12 protein-coding genes are annotated in these 11,832 nt (G+C 74.3%); 3 read left to right on the top strand and 9 right to left on the bottom strand.

From position 1 onward, the window contains the following. Window positions 1-2: 2 nt before the first annotated feature. From ACIRRS_RS23760 to ACIRRS_RS23750, 3 genes are read right to left on the bottom strand one after another with little or no spacing between them, the layout of a single operon-like run. Window positions 3-668, bottom strand: coding sequence for a response regulator (locus ACIRRS_RS23760; RefSeq protein WP_402974062.1), 666 nt, complete (start codon window positions 666-668; stop codon window positions 3-5). Continuing rightward, window positions 665-1,864 (bottom strand): MacS family sensor histidine kinase, encoded by a 1,200-nt coding sequence (macS, locus tag ACIRRS_RS23755; RefSeq protein WP_402974059.1) that lies wholly within the window; start codon window positions 1,862-1,864, stop codon window positions 665-667. Before macS ends, ACIRRS_RS23760 begins: the two co-directional genes overlap by 4 nt. Before the next feature lie 31 nt (window positions 1,865-1,895). Continuing rightward, entirely contained in the window at window positions 1,896-2,696 is an 801-nt protein-coding gene (locus ACIRRS_RS23750; RefSeq protein WP_402974056.1) for a lysophospholipid acyltransferase family protein, read from the bottom strand. 175 nt (window positions 2,697-2,871) lie between these two features. On the opposite strand from ACIRRS_RS23750, the gene ACIRRS_RS23745 reads away from it, so the two are divergent. Continuing rightward, window positions 2,872-3,666: an alpha/beta hydrolase gene (locus tag ACIRRS_RS23745; protein WP_402974054.1), complete on the top strand. Its 795-nt coding sequence runs from the start codon at window positions 2,872-2,874 to the stop codon at window positions 3,664-3,666. Between the two features lie 10 nt (window positions 3,667-3,676). Further along, on the top strand, window positions 3,677-4,369 hold the full coding sequence (locus ACIRRS_RS23740) for a hypothetical protein (protein WP_402974053.1): 693 nt from the start codon (window positions 3,677-3,679) through the stop codon (window positions 4,367-4,369). Here ACIRRS_RS23740 and ACIRRS_RS23735 read toward each other — a convergent pair. The 5 genes from ACIRRS_RS23735 to ACIRRS_RS23715 all read right to left on the bottom strand — a co-directional run bounded on the left by ACIRRS_RS23735 (window position 4,366) and on the right by ACIRRS_RS23715 (window position 8,453). Further along, a complete protein-coding gene (locus ACIRRS_RS23735) occupies window positions 4,366-5,097 on the bottom strand; it encodes an endonuclease/exonuclease/phosphatase family protein (RefSeq protein WP_402974050.1) in 732 nt (243 codons plus the stop codon). The genes ACIRRS_RS23740 and ACIRRS_RS23735 overlap by 4 nt on opposite strands. A 77-nt stretch (window positions 5,098-5,174) precedes the next feature. Beyond that, entirely contained in the window at window positions 5,175-6,119 is a 945-nt protein-coding gene (locus ACIRRS_RS23730) for an ROK family glucokinase (RefSeq protein ID WP_402974047.1), read from the bottom strand. Between the two features lie 192 nt (window positions 6,120-6,311). Further along, window positions 6,312-6,674 (bottom strand): DUF5304 family protein, encoded by a 363-nt coding sequence (locus ACIRRS_RS23725; protein ID WP_402974044.1) that lies wholly within the window; start codon window positions 6,672-6,674, stop codon window positions 6,312-6,314. Between the two features lie 101 nt (window positions 6,675-6,775). After that, the gene (locus ACIRRS_RS23720; protein ID WP_402974041.1) at window positions 6,776-7,948 is read right to left on the bottom strand and encodes an ArsA family ATPase; all 1,173 of its coding nucleotides are present in this window, start codon (window positions 7,946-7,948) and stop codon (window positions 6,776-6,778) included. A gap of 49 nt (window positions 7,949-7,997) precedes the next feature. Beyond that, complete coding sequence (locus ACIRRS_RS23715) at window positions 7,998-8,453, bottom strand: SRPBCC family protein (protein WP_402974038.1); 456 nt, start codon at window positions 8,451-8,453, stop codon at window positions 7,998-8,000. 326 nt (window positions 8,454-8,779) lie between these two features. On the opposite strand from ACIRRS_RS23715, the gene ACIRRS_RS23710 reads away from it, so the two are divergent. Then, a complete protein-coding gene (locus tag ACIRRS_RS23710; protein ID WP_402974036.1) occupies window positions 8,780-10,573 on the top strand; it encodes an AMP-dependent synthetase/ligase in 1,794 nt (597 codons plus the stop codon). Window positions 10,574-10,650: 77 nt separating this feature from the next. On the opposite strand, the gene ACIRRS_RS23705 is transcribed toward ACIRRS_RS23710, so the two are convergent. Beyond that, a complete protein-coding gene (locus ACIRRS_RS23705; RefSeq protein WP_402974033.1) occupies window positions 10,651-11,787 on the bottom strand; it encodes a glycosyltransferase family 4 protein in 1,137 nt (378 codons plus the stop codon). Window positions 11,788-11,832: the final 45 nt, after the last annotated feature.

Raw genomic sequence — 11,832 nt, 5'->3', positions numbered from 1 at the left:
AGTTACAGCTCCTCGTCCAGGCCCTGCTCGATCGCGTACCGGACCAGCTCGACCCGGTTGTGCAGCTGCAGCTTGCCCAGGGTGTTCTGCACGTGGTTCTGCACCGTCCGGTGCGAGAGCACCAGCCGGTCGGCGATCTGCCGGTACGACAGCCCCTTCGCCACCAGCCGCAGCACCTCCGTCTCCCGCGCCGTCAGCTTCGGCACGTCCGGCGCCGAGGCCGGGGCCGGCTCGGAGGCCAGCCGCCGGAACTCGCCGAGCACCAGCCCGGCCAGGCCCGGGGTGAACACCGCGTCGCCGACGGCCGTACGGCGCACGGCCGCCAGCAGCTCCTCCCGCCCGGCGGACTTCACCAGGTACCCGGTCGCGCCGGACTTCACCGCCTCCAGCACGTCCTGGTGCTCGCCACTGGCCGACAGCACCAGCACCCGGACGGACGGGTCGTGGGCGACGACCCGCCGGCACACCTCGACGCCGGGCAGGCTCGGCAGGTTGAGGTCCAGCACGATCACCTGCGGCGAGCTGGCCCGGGCGCGGCGGACGGCCTCCTCGCCGTCCCCGGCCGTGGCCACCACGTCGAGCCCGGCCTCGGCCAGGTCCCGGGAGACGGCGTCGCGCCACATCGGGTGGTCGTCCACCACCATCACCCGCACCGGCTGATCGGTCATCGCTGGCCCTCCCTCGGGACGCGCAGTTCCACCTCGACGCCCTCCCCGGGCGCCGAGTACAGCTCGGCCGTGCCGCCGAGGTCCAGCAGCCGGCCGCGGATGGACTGGGAGACGCCCAGCCGCCCGGCCCGCTCCGCCTCGCCGAGCCGCCCGGGCTCGAAGCCGGGCCCGTCGTCGCGGACGCTGACGGTGACGGCCTCCGGCTCGTCCTCGATCAGGATCCAGGCCCGGGCGCCCTCCCCCGCGTGCCGGCGCACGTTGTCCACGGCCGCGCCGACGGCCGCCGCCAGCTCGCCCGCCGCCGGGCCGGGCAGCAGCACCGGCGTGCCGGGGGCGGAGAGCGTGATCCGCTCGTCGGCGTACGGGCGCAGCAGGGCGGTGAGGTCGCGCGGCCCCAGCGCCTCCTGCGGCTCGGCCCCGCGCTGGGCGGGCAGCGGGCCGCCGGTCATCAGCGCCCGCAGCGCGCGCTCCTGCTCCCCGGCGAGGCGGCCGAGCTCGGCCAGCCCCTCCGCCCCGCCCGGCTCGCCGCCGCGCCGCTGGACCAGGGCGAGGACCTGGAGCACGCCGTCGTGGATGTCGCGGGAGAGCCGCTCGCGCTCCCGGGTGGCGGCCTCGACCTGGAGGGCCCGCGTGAGGGTCGCCTCGCTGGCCCGGGCCAGCTCGATCACGTAGCCGATCGCGCAGCCGGCCACCAGCAGCAGCACGATGTTGTGGAGGTTGTCCCCCGTCGGCCCGCCGTGGCCGACGACGTTGGCGACGCCGATCACCGAGCCCGCCGCGGCCGCCGGTCGCCAGCCGCCCTTGGCGGCGAAGCCCAGCACCGTACCGGCGGCCCAGATGGTCGGCAGGGTCGGCGCGCCGTGGCTGATCCGGGCCGGGGTGTCGGTCAGGCCGCTCATCACGATGCCGGTGACGGCCAGGGTGAGGTCCACGCCCAGGACGGCCCAGGTGCAGCGCTCCGGGTTCCGGAAGGCGCGGGTGGTGGCGAGCGTCCACAGGGAGAGCGCGCCGAGGAAGATCCAGCCGGCGACGGGGTGGAGGAAGTGCAGGTAGGAGTTGACGTAGCGCAGCAGGGCGTACGCCAGGGCCAGCACCCGGAACGAGGAGATGGCCCGCCAGAGCGGGAGCTCGACGGACATGCCCCCGGCGGCCACCGTGCCGCCGACGACCGCCGGGCCCCGGACGCCGTCCGTCATCCCCGCCCCTCCCCCGGGCCGGGCCGGCCGGTCAGGCCGACCCGGTCTCCTTCTGCTGCTGCTCCTGCTCGGCCTGCTCGGCCTTCTCGGCCTCCGCCTTCTCCGCCTTGGCGGCGGCCTTGCGCTCGGCGTCGGCCTTCTTCTTGTCCTCGGAGATCTGGCGCTTGGCGGCCGTCGCGTAGATGTCGACGTACTCCTGGCCGGAGAGCCGCATGATCTCGTACATCACCTCGTCCGTCACCGAACGCAGGATGAAGCGGTCGTTCTCCATGCCGTGGTAGCGGGAGAAGTCCAGCGGGCGGCCGATCCGGATGCCGGGGCGGATGCCGAAGTTGGGGATCACCTGGCCGGGCGGCTGGACCTTCTCGGTGTCGATCATGGCGACGGGGATGACCGGCGCGCCGGTGGCCAGCGCGACGCGGGCCAGGCCGCCGACCTTGCCGCGGTACAGCTTGCCGTCGGGCGAGCGGGTGCCCTCGGGGTAGACGCCGAACAGCTCGCCGCGGTCCAGCACGGCGATCGCGCTGCGGATCGCGGCCTCGCCGGCCCCGCGCACGCCCGAGCGGTCCACCGGCAGCTGGCCGACGCCCTTGAAGAAGGCGGCCGTCAACCGGCCCTTGAGGCCCGGGGTGTTGAAGTACTCGGCCTTCGCGATGAACGTCACCCGGCGCTTGATCAGCGCGGGGAAGAAGAACGAGTCCGAGAAGGACAGGTGGTTGCTCGCGATGATCGCCGCACCCTCGGTGGGGATGTTCTCCTCACCCTCGATCCACGGCCGGAAGAAGATCCGTAGCAGTGGCGCGACGATCAACTTCATCAGTCGGTAGAACAACCGGGGCCTCCTGTTATGCGGACCGGTCGATCCTAATGCCCCGCGGACCTCGGCCGTGCCCGGGCCCGCCGAAGGGGGTGTACGACCCGCGCGGTGCATGGGACGATGCGGTTCCCCGCAGCTCCCCTCCAGCGTCCCCTCCCCCAGCGTCCACCGCCCGCGAAGGAGTCCGCCCATGCCGCTGCTGCCCGGTGCCGAGCCCTACAGCCACCGCGGATCGGCGGTGGGGGTCCTGCTGTGCCACGGGTTCACCGGCTCCCCGGCCTCGCTGCGGCCCTGGGCCGAGGAGCTGGCGGGCGCGGGGTACACCGTCTCGCTGCCACTGCTGCCCGGGCACGGCACCCGGTGGCAGGACATGCAGGTCACCCGGTGGGAGGACTGGTACGCCGAGGTCGAGCGGGAGCTGCTGGAGCTGACCGGGCGGTGCGAGCGGGTCTTCGTCTGCGCGCTGTCGATGGGCGGCGCTCTGGCCCTGCGGCTGGCGGCGGAGCACGGCACGGAGGTGGCCGGGCTGGTGCTGGTCAACCCGTCGGTCCGCTCGGACTCCCCCGCGAGTGTGCTGCTTCCGGTGCTGCGCCACCTCCTCCCGAGCCTGCCGGGGATCTCCGACGACATCGCCCGCCAGGGGGTGAGCGAGTACGCCTACGACCGCATGCCGCTGCACGCCGCCTGGTCGCTGACCCGGCTGTGGAAGGAGGTCCAGGCGCGGCTGCCGGAGGTGACGCAGCCGGTGCTGCTCTTCCACAGCCCGCAGGACCACGTGGTCTCCGCGGCCAACTCGGAACTGGTGCTGGCCCGGATATCCTCGACGGAGGTGACGGAGCGGCTGTGCCAACGCAGCTTCCACGTCGCGACGCTGGACCACGACGCGGGGGAAATATTCGCGGCGAGCCTGGACTTCATCCAACGGCTGGCCCCCGCGCACGCGGCGGGCGTCACCCGGGTCGAATCGGACGATCACCATGGCTGAAGGGCCGGAAGTGCACGAGAGCAGCACGGCGGGCGGCGGGGACGAGACGCCCCACGAGGACGGCACACCGCCCCGCGAGGACGGCACTGCCAACGGCGGCACCGAGCCGGGCGGCGGCACGCCCCCGCCCGAGGACGGCCCCGCCGGGCCCGCGCAGCCCGTACCGCGCCGTACCCCCGAGCGCAGCCAGGCCGAGCAGGACGAGATCTTCGCCGCCCTGATCGCCCAGTTCGACGATCCGGTCGACCTCAACAACCCCAACTGGCCCGAGGTCGAGAACCTCCGCGCCCAGAACGAGCTCAAGGGCGGCTACAAGGACGGCCCCGAGCGCAGGACGGACGAGGGCGAGTTCTCCGACCTCGCCCCGCAGCCGCGCCCCCGCTCCGGCAAGCCGGTGCTCCCGGCGGCGACCCCGGGCCCGCGCGACTTCGAGCTGGCCGGGGAGAGCGAGGACGACCACTTCGTCCCGCCGGAGCCCCCGCCGCTGCCCTCCGCCGACGTGACCACCAAGTTCGCCTGGCTGGCCGTCCTCGGCGGCCCGGCCCTGCTGCTGGTCGACGCCGTGGTCTGGCAGGAGGTGTCCGGCTGGCCGGCCTGGGTCGGCATCACCGCCTTCCTCGGCGGCTTCGTCACCCTGGTGGCCCGGATGAAGGACCGCGACGAGGACGAGCCGGAGGACCCGAACCACGGCGCGGTGGTCTAGGGCACTTCCAGCACGGCCATGACCGGCAGGTGGTCCGTCGCCGCCCGCAGGTCGGCCTCGGTGACGCCGGGCAGGCCGTGGGGGACGCCGCAGCCGAGCACGGTGATCCCGGGCGTGGCGAACACCGCGTCGATCCGCTGGTAGGGCCGCTCCGGGACGGAGGTGAACTCCCCGCCCCAGGGCGCCGCGACGTGCCCGTCCTGCAGCCGGGAGGCCAGCAGCCCCCAGCCGGGCCCGTCCGGGTGCTCGTTGAAGTCCCCTGCCACGACACCGAGTTCGGCGATGGCGAGCTGGTCGAGCAGCAGCTCGAACTGCCCGTACCGCTCCTCCGGATCCAGGCTCAGGTGGCAGCTGGTGACGCTGAACGGCGTGCCGCCGCCCGGCAGCCGCAGCAGCGCCGTGGCGAAGCCCCGGGCGTGCAGGCCGCGGGTCTTGGGCAGCAGCCGGTCGTGCACGCCGAGCAGGTCCACCGCGCCGGGCCGCCCGAGCAGCAGCGGCCCTGCCGCCGTACGGCCGCCGCCCGCGAGGACGGTGGTGCCGGTGCTGCGGGCCAGCCAGGCGGCCTGTCCCCCGGGCCGCCAGTAGCGCGGGGACTCCTGGACGCAGACGAGGTCGGGCCCGCAGGCCCGGATCACCCGGGCGAGCGCCCGCCGGTCGTCGCGCAGCGAGCGGACGTTGTAGCTGAGCAGGCGCAGCCGGCGCGGGCCGGAGGATGGCGGCTGGAGCATGGTCCTCACCGTACGCCTGTGCTCCCACAGGAGGACGGCGGTGCCCCCCGGGGGGGCACCGCCGCCGTCGGAGGCTGTCAGCGGGTGCGCGCGAGGTCCGCCGCACCGACGATGCCGGCCGCGGAGCCCATCGAGGCGAGGACGACCTCGGCGCGCGGGCGGTGCACCCCGCCGGTCAGGTAGTGCTCGAACGACTTGGCGACCGGGTCGAGCAGCAGCAGCCCGGAGTCGGAGACGCCGCCGCCGAGCACGAAGACGGCCGGGTCGAACAGCGCGGCCAGGTCGGCCATGCCCCGGCCCAGCCAGTCGGAGAGCTCGGCGTAGCACTCCAGGGCGAGCGGGTCGCCCTCCTCGGCGGCCTCGGTGATGTGGATGCCGCGGATGGTCTCGGCGACGCCGTCGTTGAGCTCCAGCATCCGCTTGCCGCGCACCGGGTCGGCGGCGGCCTTCTCCCGGCCGTAGCGGCGCAGCGCCCGCCCGGAGGCGTACTGCTCCCAGCAGCCCTTGCCGCCGCAGCCGCACTGGAGGCCGTCCGGGACCATGTTGAGGTGGCCGATCTCGCCGGCCACGCCGAAGCGGCCGCGGTGCAGCCGCCCGTCCAGGACGACGCCGCCGCCGATGCCGGTGCCGACGGTGATCAGCAGCATGTCCTGGTGCTCCGCGGCGGCGCCGAAGCGGAACTCGGCCCAGGCGGCGCAGTTGGCGTCGTTCTCGACGACGGCGCCGAGGCCGGTGAGCTCCTCGATCCGGCCGCGCAGCGGCTCGTTCTCCCAGGCGATGTTGGGGGCGAAGATCACCGTGGAGCGGTCGCGGTCGACGAAGCCGGGGGCGCCGATGCCCACCGCCTCGACGTCGGGGTGCTGCTCCTTGAGCTCGCGGACGGCCTGCGCGATGGCGTCGACCGCCCACTGCGGGTCGGCCGGGGTGGGCACCCGGGTGCGGGCGAGGATCGCGCCCGCCTCGTCGACCACGCCTGCCGCGATCTTGGTCCCGCCGACATCGACGCCGATGGTCAGAGCCATGTGTCCCTCAGCTATTCACTCGTTCCCGCTGGACGGAACGGTACCGCCCAACCCCGCCCCCGTACACTGCCTCGCATACATTAACCGAAGACAATTCCGGTCCAACCGGGCCGCGATACTTCAAAAGTCGTACCTATACCGCCGATCGGTGACGCACGCGAGCGGGGCGATCACGCATCGAAGGTTACGGATTCACTGCTTGGCGGAGGGCTCGTCAGGCGTGTCGAGGTCGATCTTCTCGGCGGGGGCGCCGGGGCCGGCCGTCCAGCGGCTCTCGTGGCCGGAGACGGCGGCGCGGTAGGCGGCCAGCAGTTCGGCGCCCGCGGCGGCGATCCCGGAGCCGGCGGCGGCGAGGTGGGTGTAGACCTCCGGCTGGCTGCCGCGCAGGCGGTCGGCGAACCCGGCCAGGGTGATCAGGGTGTCGGCGCTCACCGCCTGCGCCTTCTCGCCGACGACGGTGGCGAAGCGGCGCACCTCCTCGACCAGCGGGCCCAGTTCGGGGCCGAAGGGGTCCCGGTTCTGCTCGCCCTCGGTCCGGTCCTCGGTGCTGGTCATCGCGGGCGCCTCCTCAAGCCGTGGCCGCACCGCGCGGCCCCGGCCCCGACGCTACCCGAACGGCCGCGCACCCCCGATGGGCCGTGTGGCCCGGCGCCCGCTCAGCCCTGCGGCCAGAGCGCCGGATCGGGCGCGAAGCGCACCGAGAGCACGCCGTCGGCGAGCCCGGCCCCGGCCACCGTGCAGCGGCGCAGCGCCGAGGGCAGGGTGAGGACGCGGCGGTGCGAGCCGATGCCGACCACCAGTTCGTCGCCCCGGCGGACGAGGTCCAGCTCGGTGCGGTCGGCGCCGGGCAGCTCCAGGTGCCAGATCAGCAGGCCCTCCTCGGCGAGCCGGTCCTCGACGGGCCAGGGCTGCGGGTCGAGCCGCTCGGGCCCGTCCCCCTCCCCGTACAACCGGTCGGCGACGGCCTCCAGGGTCGCCTCGGCCGGGCCGGTGACCAGCACCGGGGCGTCCGTCTCGGCGGCGAGCGCGGTCAGCTCCTCGGCCCGGCGGCGGGCCAGCGCTGCCAGCCACGGATCGGGCGAGTCCACGGCCGCGGCGGGCAGAGCGCCGTGCACCACCACGGCGTCCGGCCGGTGCCCGTGCAGCGCCAGCCCGGCCCGTACGCGGCGCAGCTCCCCGTACGGGTGGCCCTCCGCCGACACGACCAGGCGCACGCTGGTGCCGGGGTCGGCGACGGCGGCGCGGGACTCGGCGAGGGCCTCGGCGGCCTTGCCGCGCCCCTCGTACAGCCACTCGGCGGGCATCGGGACGCCGGCCAGCCCGGCCAGCAGCGGGCGCAGCGCCCGGGCGGCCTGGCGCTGCTCGGGGACGAGCCGGTCGAGGTAGCGGGCGAGCTGCTCGGGCAGGGCGAGGGTGGCGATGAGCTCGGCGGGCGGCGGGGCGAGCACCACCAGGACGTCCTGGTCGGCGGCGGGCAGGGCGCGCAGCAGGGCGAGCCGGGCGATGCCGGGCAGGGCGGTGAGCTCCTCCGGGTCGAGCCGGTCGGCGCCGAGGAGGTCGAGCAGCGGGCGGAGCTTCTCGGTGAGCTCGCCGACGGCGTAGCGGAAGGCGGCCTGCTCGTCGATCCGGGAGACGTACAGCCCGGGGGCGTACAGCGCCGGTTCGGGTTCGAGGCGGATGCCGAGGGCGGTGTCCAGCGCGCGGTGCGGGTCCTCGGCGGCGAGCAGCCAGGTGCGGTGGCCGCGCCGGGCGGCGTGCAGGGCGGTGGCGGCGGCCGCCGTGGGCGCGCCCGCGTCGCCGCTGATGAGGATGGTGCGCTTGGCCGTCATGCCGTCCGGTCCCCGTTCCGCGCGGTGTTCCGTGCCGTGTTCCGCGCCGTCAGGCCCGGTCGGGCCCGGCCGCGGTGTCCTCGACGCGCTTCTTGAGGCCGGCGAGGGCGCGGTCGATGATGACCTTCTCGGCCTTGCGCTTGATCATGCCGAGCATCGGGATCTTGACGTCCACGGCGAGCTGGTACGTCACCTCGGTGCCGCCGGCGGCGGGGGCGAGGGTGTAGGAGCCGTCGAGGGAGCGGAGCATCTGGCTGCGCACCAGCGTCCAGGAGCACTCGCGGTCGCCGTCCCAGGTGTAGGCGAGGACGTGCTCGTCGCGGATGGCGCCGGCGTCGAGGAGCAGGCGGACCTGGGCGGCGCGGCCGTCCTCGCCGGTCTCCAGGACCTCGATCTCCTTGACCTCGCCGGTCCAGGCCGGGTAGGCGGCGAAGTCGGCGATCACGGCCATGACCGTGGCCGGGGTCGCGTCGACGATGATGCTCGACCTGGTGTGCTCCGCCATGGAATGGCCCTCCGCGTCGTCCCTCTGCCTGCCGGTCCGGCCGAGGCGCGCTCGGGCCGGTCCGCCCGGAGCAGGCTATCGCGCCCGGCGATCGCCCCTGCGGTGCGGGCGCCGCCCGCGGGGCCCGGGGGCGGCGGGCGACGCGGAAAGCTACCGGCCGGTCACCCCCCGTCTGCCGTAGGGTGCCATTCGAACGACCTGGTCACGGCCGGGTTGGACCCGGCAGGGTGTGACACTTCGAACACCGGAGCCGACCCCCCTGGTCGAAGCCGCCTACCGGGCAGTAACGTCCTGCCGTCCCGCAGCGTCGCGAACGAGGAGCAGTCTTGCTCGACTTCAGCCTTCCGGCCCTCTACCAGGTACCGAGCGACGGTAACCTCTCCGACATCGTGCAGCAGAACGCCGAGCGCCACCCGGGCGTCGCCGTTCTCAGCCGCAAGGTGGACGGCCGCTGGCAGGAGTTGACCGCCGCCCAGTTCCAGGTCGAGGTCCAGGCGGCCGCGAAGGGCCTGATCGCCTCCGGCATCCGCCCCGGCGACCGGGTCGGCATCATGTCGCGCACCCGCTACGAGTGGACGCTGCTGGACTTCGCGATCTGGACGGCCGGGGCGATCACCGTGCCGGTGTACGAGACCTCCTCCGCCGAGCAGGTCGAGTGGATCCTCGGGGACTCCGGCACCGTCGCCGTGATCACCGAGACCGACCAGCACCGCAAGGTCGTCGAGGAGGTCCGCGACCGGCTGCCCGGCCTCACCCAGGTCTGGCAGATCGAGCAGGGCGCCGTGGCCGCGCTGGCCGAGGCCGGCCGCGAGGTCGCCGACACCACCGTCACCGAGCGCCGCTCGATCGCCACCGCCGACTCCGTCGCGACGATCGTCTACACCTCGGGCACCACCGGCCGCCCCAAGGGCTGCCAGCTGACCCACGGCAACTTCCTGGCCGAGTGCGGCAACGTGGTCGAGCGCCTCGCCCCGCTGTTCAAGACCGGCGAGAGCTCCGTCCTGCTGTTCCTGCCGCTGGCCCACGTGTTCGCCCGGATCGTCGAGATCGCCCCGGCGATGGCCCCGATCAAGCTCGGCCACGTGTCCGACATCAAGGACATCACCAACGAGCTGGCGACGTTCAGGCCGACCCTGATCCTGGGCGTGCCCAGGGTCTTCGAGAAGGTCTTCAACACCGCCCGCGCCAAGGCCCAGGCCGACGGCAAGGGCAAGATCTTCGACAAGGCCGCCGACACCGCGATCGCCTACAGCCGGGCGCTGGACGCGGGCGGCCCGGGCCTGGTCCTGCGGCTCAAGCACGCCGTCTTCGACAAGCTCGTCTACAGCAAGCTGCGCGCCGCCCTCGGCGGCCGGGCCACCCACGCCATCTCCGGCGGCGCCCCGCTCGGCGAGCGGCTCGGCCACTTCTACCGGGGCATCGGCTTCACCGTCCTGGAGGGCTACGGCCTCACCGAGACCTGCGCCGCCACCGCCTTCAACCCGGCCGACAGGCCGAAGATCGGCACGGTCGGCCAGCCGGTGCCCGGCTCCTCGGTGCGCATCGCCGAGGACGGCGAGGTCCTCTTCAAGGGCCCGCACGTCTTCACCGGCTACTGGAACAACCCGCAGGCCACCGCCGAGACCCTCAAGGACGGCTGGATCTCCACCGGGGACCTCGGCTCGCTGGACCGCGACGGCTACCTGACGATCACCGGCCGCAAGAAGGAGATCATCGTCACGGCCGGCGGCAAGAACGTCGCCCCCGCCGTGATCGAGGACCGCATCCGGGCGCACGCCCTGGTCGGCGAGGTCATGGTGGTCGGCGACCGCAAGCCCTTCGTCGCCTGCCTGATCACCGTCGACCAGGACTTCTTCCCCAAGTGGAAGGAGCTCAACGGCAAGCCCGCCGACGCCACCGTCGCCGACCTCAAGGACGACCCGGACCTCCTGGCCGCCCTGCAGTCCGCCGTGGACGACGGCAACGCGGCCGTCTCGCACGCCGAGGCCGTCAAGAAGTTCCGCCTGCTGGACACCGAGTTCTCCGAGGAGAGCGGCCACCTGACGCCCTCGCTCAAGCTCAAGCGCAACGTGGTCCTCAAGGACTACGCCGCCGACATCGAGGCGATCTACCAGCGCTGACCGGCGTACGGACGTACGGGCGTGGGCCCCGCCTCTCCGGGAAGGAGGCGGGGCCCACGCCCGTACGGCCGGCGGCCTCAGGCCGCCAGCAGCGAGGTGAGCCGCCCGGCCAGCAGGTCCCAGCGCCAGGAGCGCTCCACCCAGCGCCGCCCGGCCTCGCCCATGCTGCGCCGCAGCTCCTCGTCCTTCAGCAGCCGCACGATCCGCTCGGCCGTCGGCGCGGGCGAGCCGCCGGGCACCACGTACCCGGTCTCGCCCTCCAGTACGGCGTCCGGCGCGCCGCCGGAGTCGCCCGCGACCACCGGCAGGCCCGTCGCCGAGGCCTCCAGGTAGACGATCCCGAGGCCCTCGACGTCCAGGCCCCCGCGCCGCGTCCGGCAGGGCATCGCGAAGACGTCACCGGCGCCGTAGTGCGCGGGCAGCTCCTCCCAGGGCACCGAGCCGGTGAAGCGCACCGACGCCCGGACGCCCTTCGCGTCCGCCAGCTTCTCCAGGTCCGCCCGGTACGGGCCGCCGCCCACGATCAGCAGCACGGCGTCCGGCACGTCGGCCAGGATCTGCGGCATCGCCTCGATCAGGGTGTCCTGGCCCTTGCGCGGCACCAGCCGGGAGACGCAGACCACCACCGGCCGGTCCGCCAGCCCCAGGCGGCGGCGCACCTCGGCGCCCCCGGAGCCGGGGTGGAAGGCCGTCTCGTCCACGCCCGGCGGCAGCTGCACCATCCGGGCCGCCGCCCGCGGCCCCACCGCCGCGGCGATCCGGGAGCGGGTGTACTCCCCCAGGTACGTCAGCACGTCGGTGCCCGCGCCGATCCGGCGCAGCAGCTGCCGGGAGCCGGGCAGCTGCGCCCAGGCGGCCTCGTGCCCGTGGGTCATGCCCAGCAGCCGCCCGGCCCCGGCCCGGCGCAGCGCGGGCGCCATCAGGCCGAGCGGGGCGGCGGCGCCGAACCAGACCGAGTCGCAGTTCTCGGCGCGCAGGATCTCGGCGGCCCGCCGGGTCACCCGCGGTGTGGGAACCATCACCTTCGTACGGTCCCGGATCACCGGGAACGGCTGCTCGGCGTCGAACGCCCGCACCTCGCTGCCGTCGCGCCAGGTGGAGGCGTAGACCACGATGCTCCCGGCGGGCTGACGCACCGCCATGTTGTGCACAAAGGCCTGGATGCCTCCCGGGCGCGGAGGGAAGTCGTTGGTGACGATCAAGGTTCTGTGCATCGGGCCACGGCTCGCTCGGTCGGGGGGTGCTCGGCGCACCGCTGG

The organism is Kitasatospora sp. NPDC101183 (assembly GCF_044767945.1).
In the GTDB taxonomy this organism is placed as follows: domain Bacteria; phylum Actinomycetota; class Actinomycetes; order Streptomycetales; family Streptomycetaceae; genus Kitasatospora.
The sequence above is the reverse complement of the archived record's forward strand: the minus strand, read 5'-3'. Positions and strand labels throughout refer to the sequence as shown.

What these genes read in the sequence shown, in the direction of transcription:
- ACIRRS_RS23730 (WP_402974047.1), bottom strand. Translation starts at nt 6,119, where the DNA reads ATGGCTCTGACCATCGGCGTCGATGTCGGCGGGACCAAGATCGCGGCA.
- ACIRRS_RS23705 (WP_402974033.1), bottom strand. Translation starts at nt 11,787, where the DNA reads ATGCACAGAACCTTGATCGTCACCAACGACTTCCCTCCGCGCCCGGGA.
- ACIRRS_RS23735 (WP_402974050.1), bottom strand. Translation starts at nt 5,097, where the DNA reads ATGCTCCAGCCGCCATCCTCCGGCCCGCGCCGGCTGCGCCTGCTCAGC.
- ACIRRS_RS23745 (WP_402974054.1), top strand. Translation starts at nt 2,872, where the DNA reads ATGCCGCTGCTGCCCGGTGCCGAGCCCTACAGCCACCGCGGATCGGCG.
- ACIRRS_RS23725 (WP_402974044.1), bottom strand. Translation starts at nt 6,674, where the DNA reads ATGACCAGCACCGAGGACCGGACCGAGGGCGAGCAGAACCGGGACCCC.
- ACIRRS_RS23760 (WP_402974062.1), bottom strand. Translation starts at nt 668, where the DNA reads ATGACCGATCAGCCGGTGCGGGTGATGGTGGTGGACGACCACCCGATG.
- ACIRRS_RS23715 (WP_402974038.1), bottom strand. Translation starts at nt 8,453, where the DNA reads ATGGCGGAGCACACCAGGTCGAGCATCATCGTCGACGCGACCCCGGCC.
- ACIRRS_RS23720 (WP_402974041.1), bottom strand. Translation starts at nt 7,948, where the DNA reads ATGACGGCCAAGCGCACCATCCTCATCAGCGGCGACGCGGGCGCGCCC.
- macS (WP_402974059.1), bottom strand. Translation starts at nt 1,864, where the DNA reads ATGACGGACGGCGTCCGGGGCCCGGCGGTCGTCGGCGGCACGGTGGCC.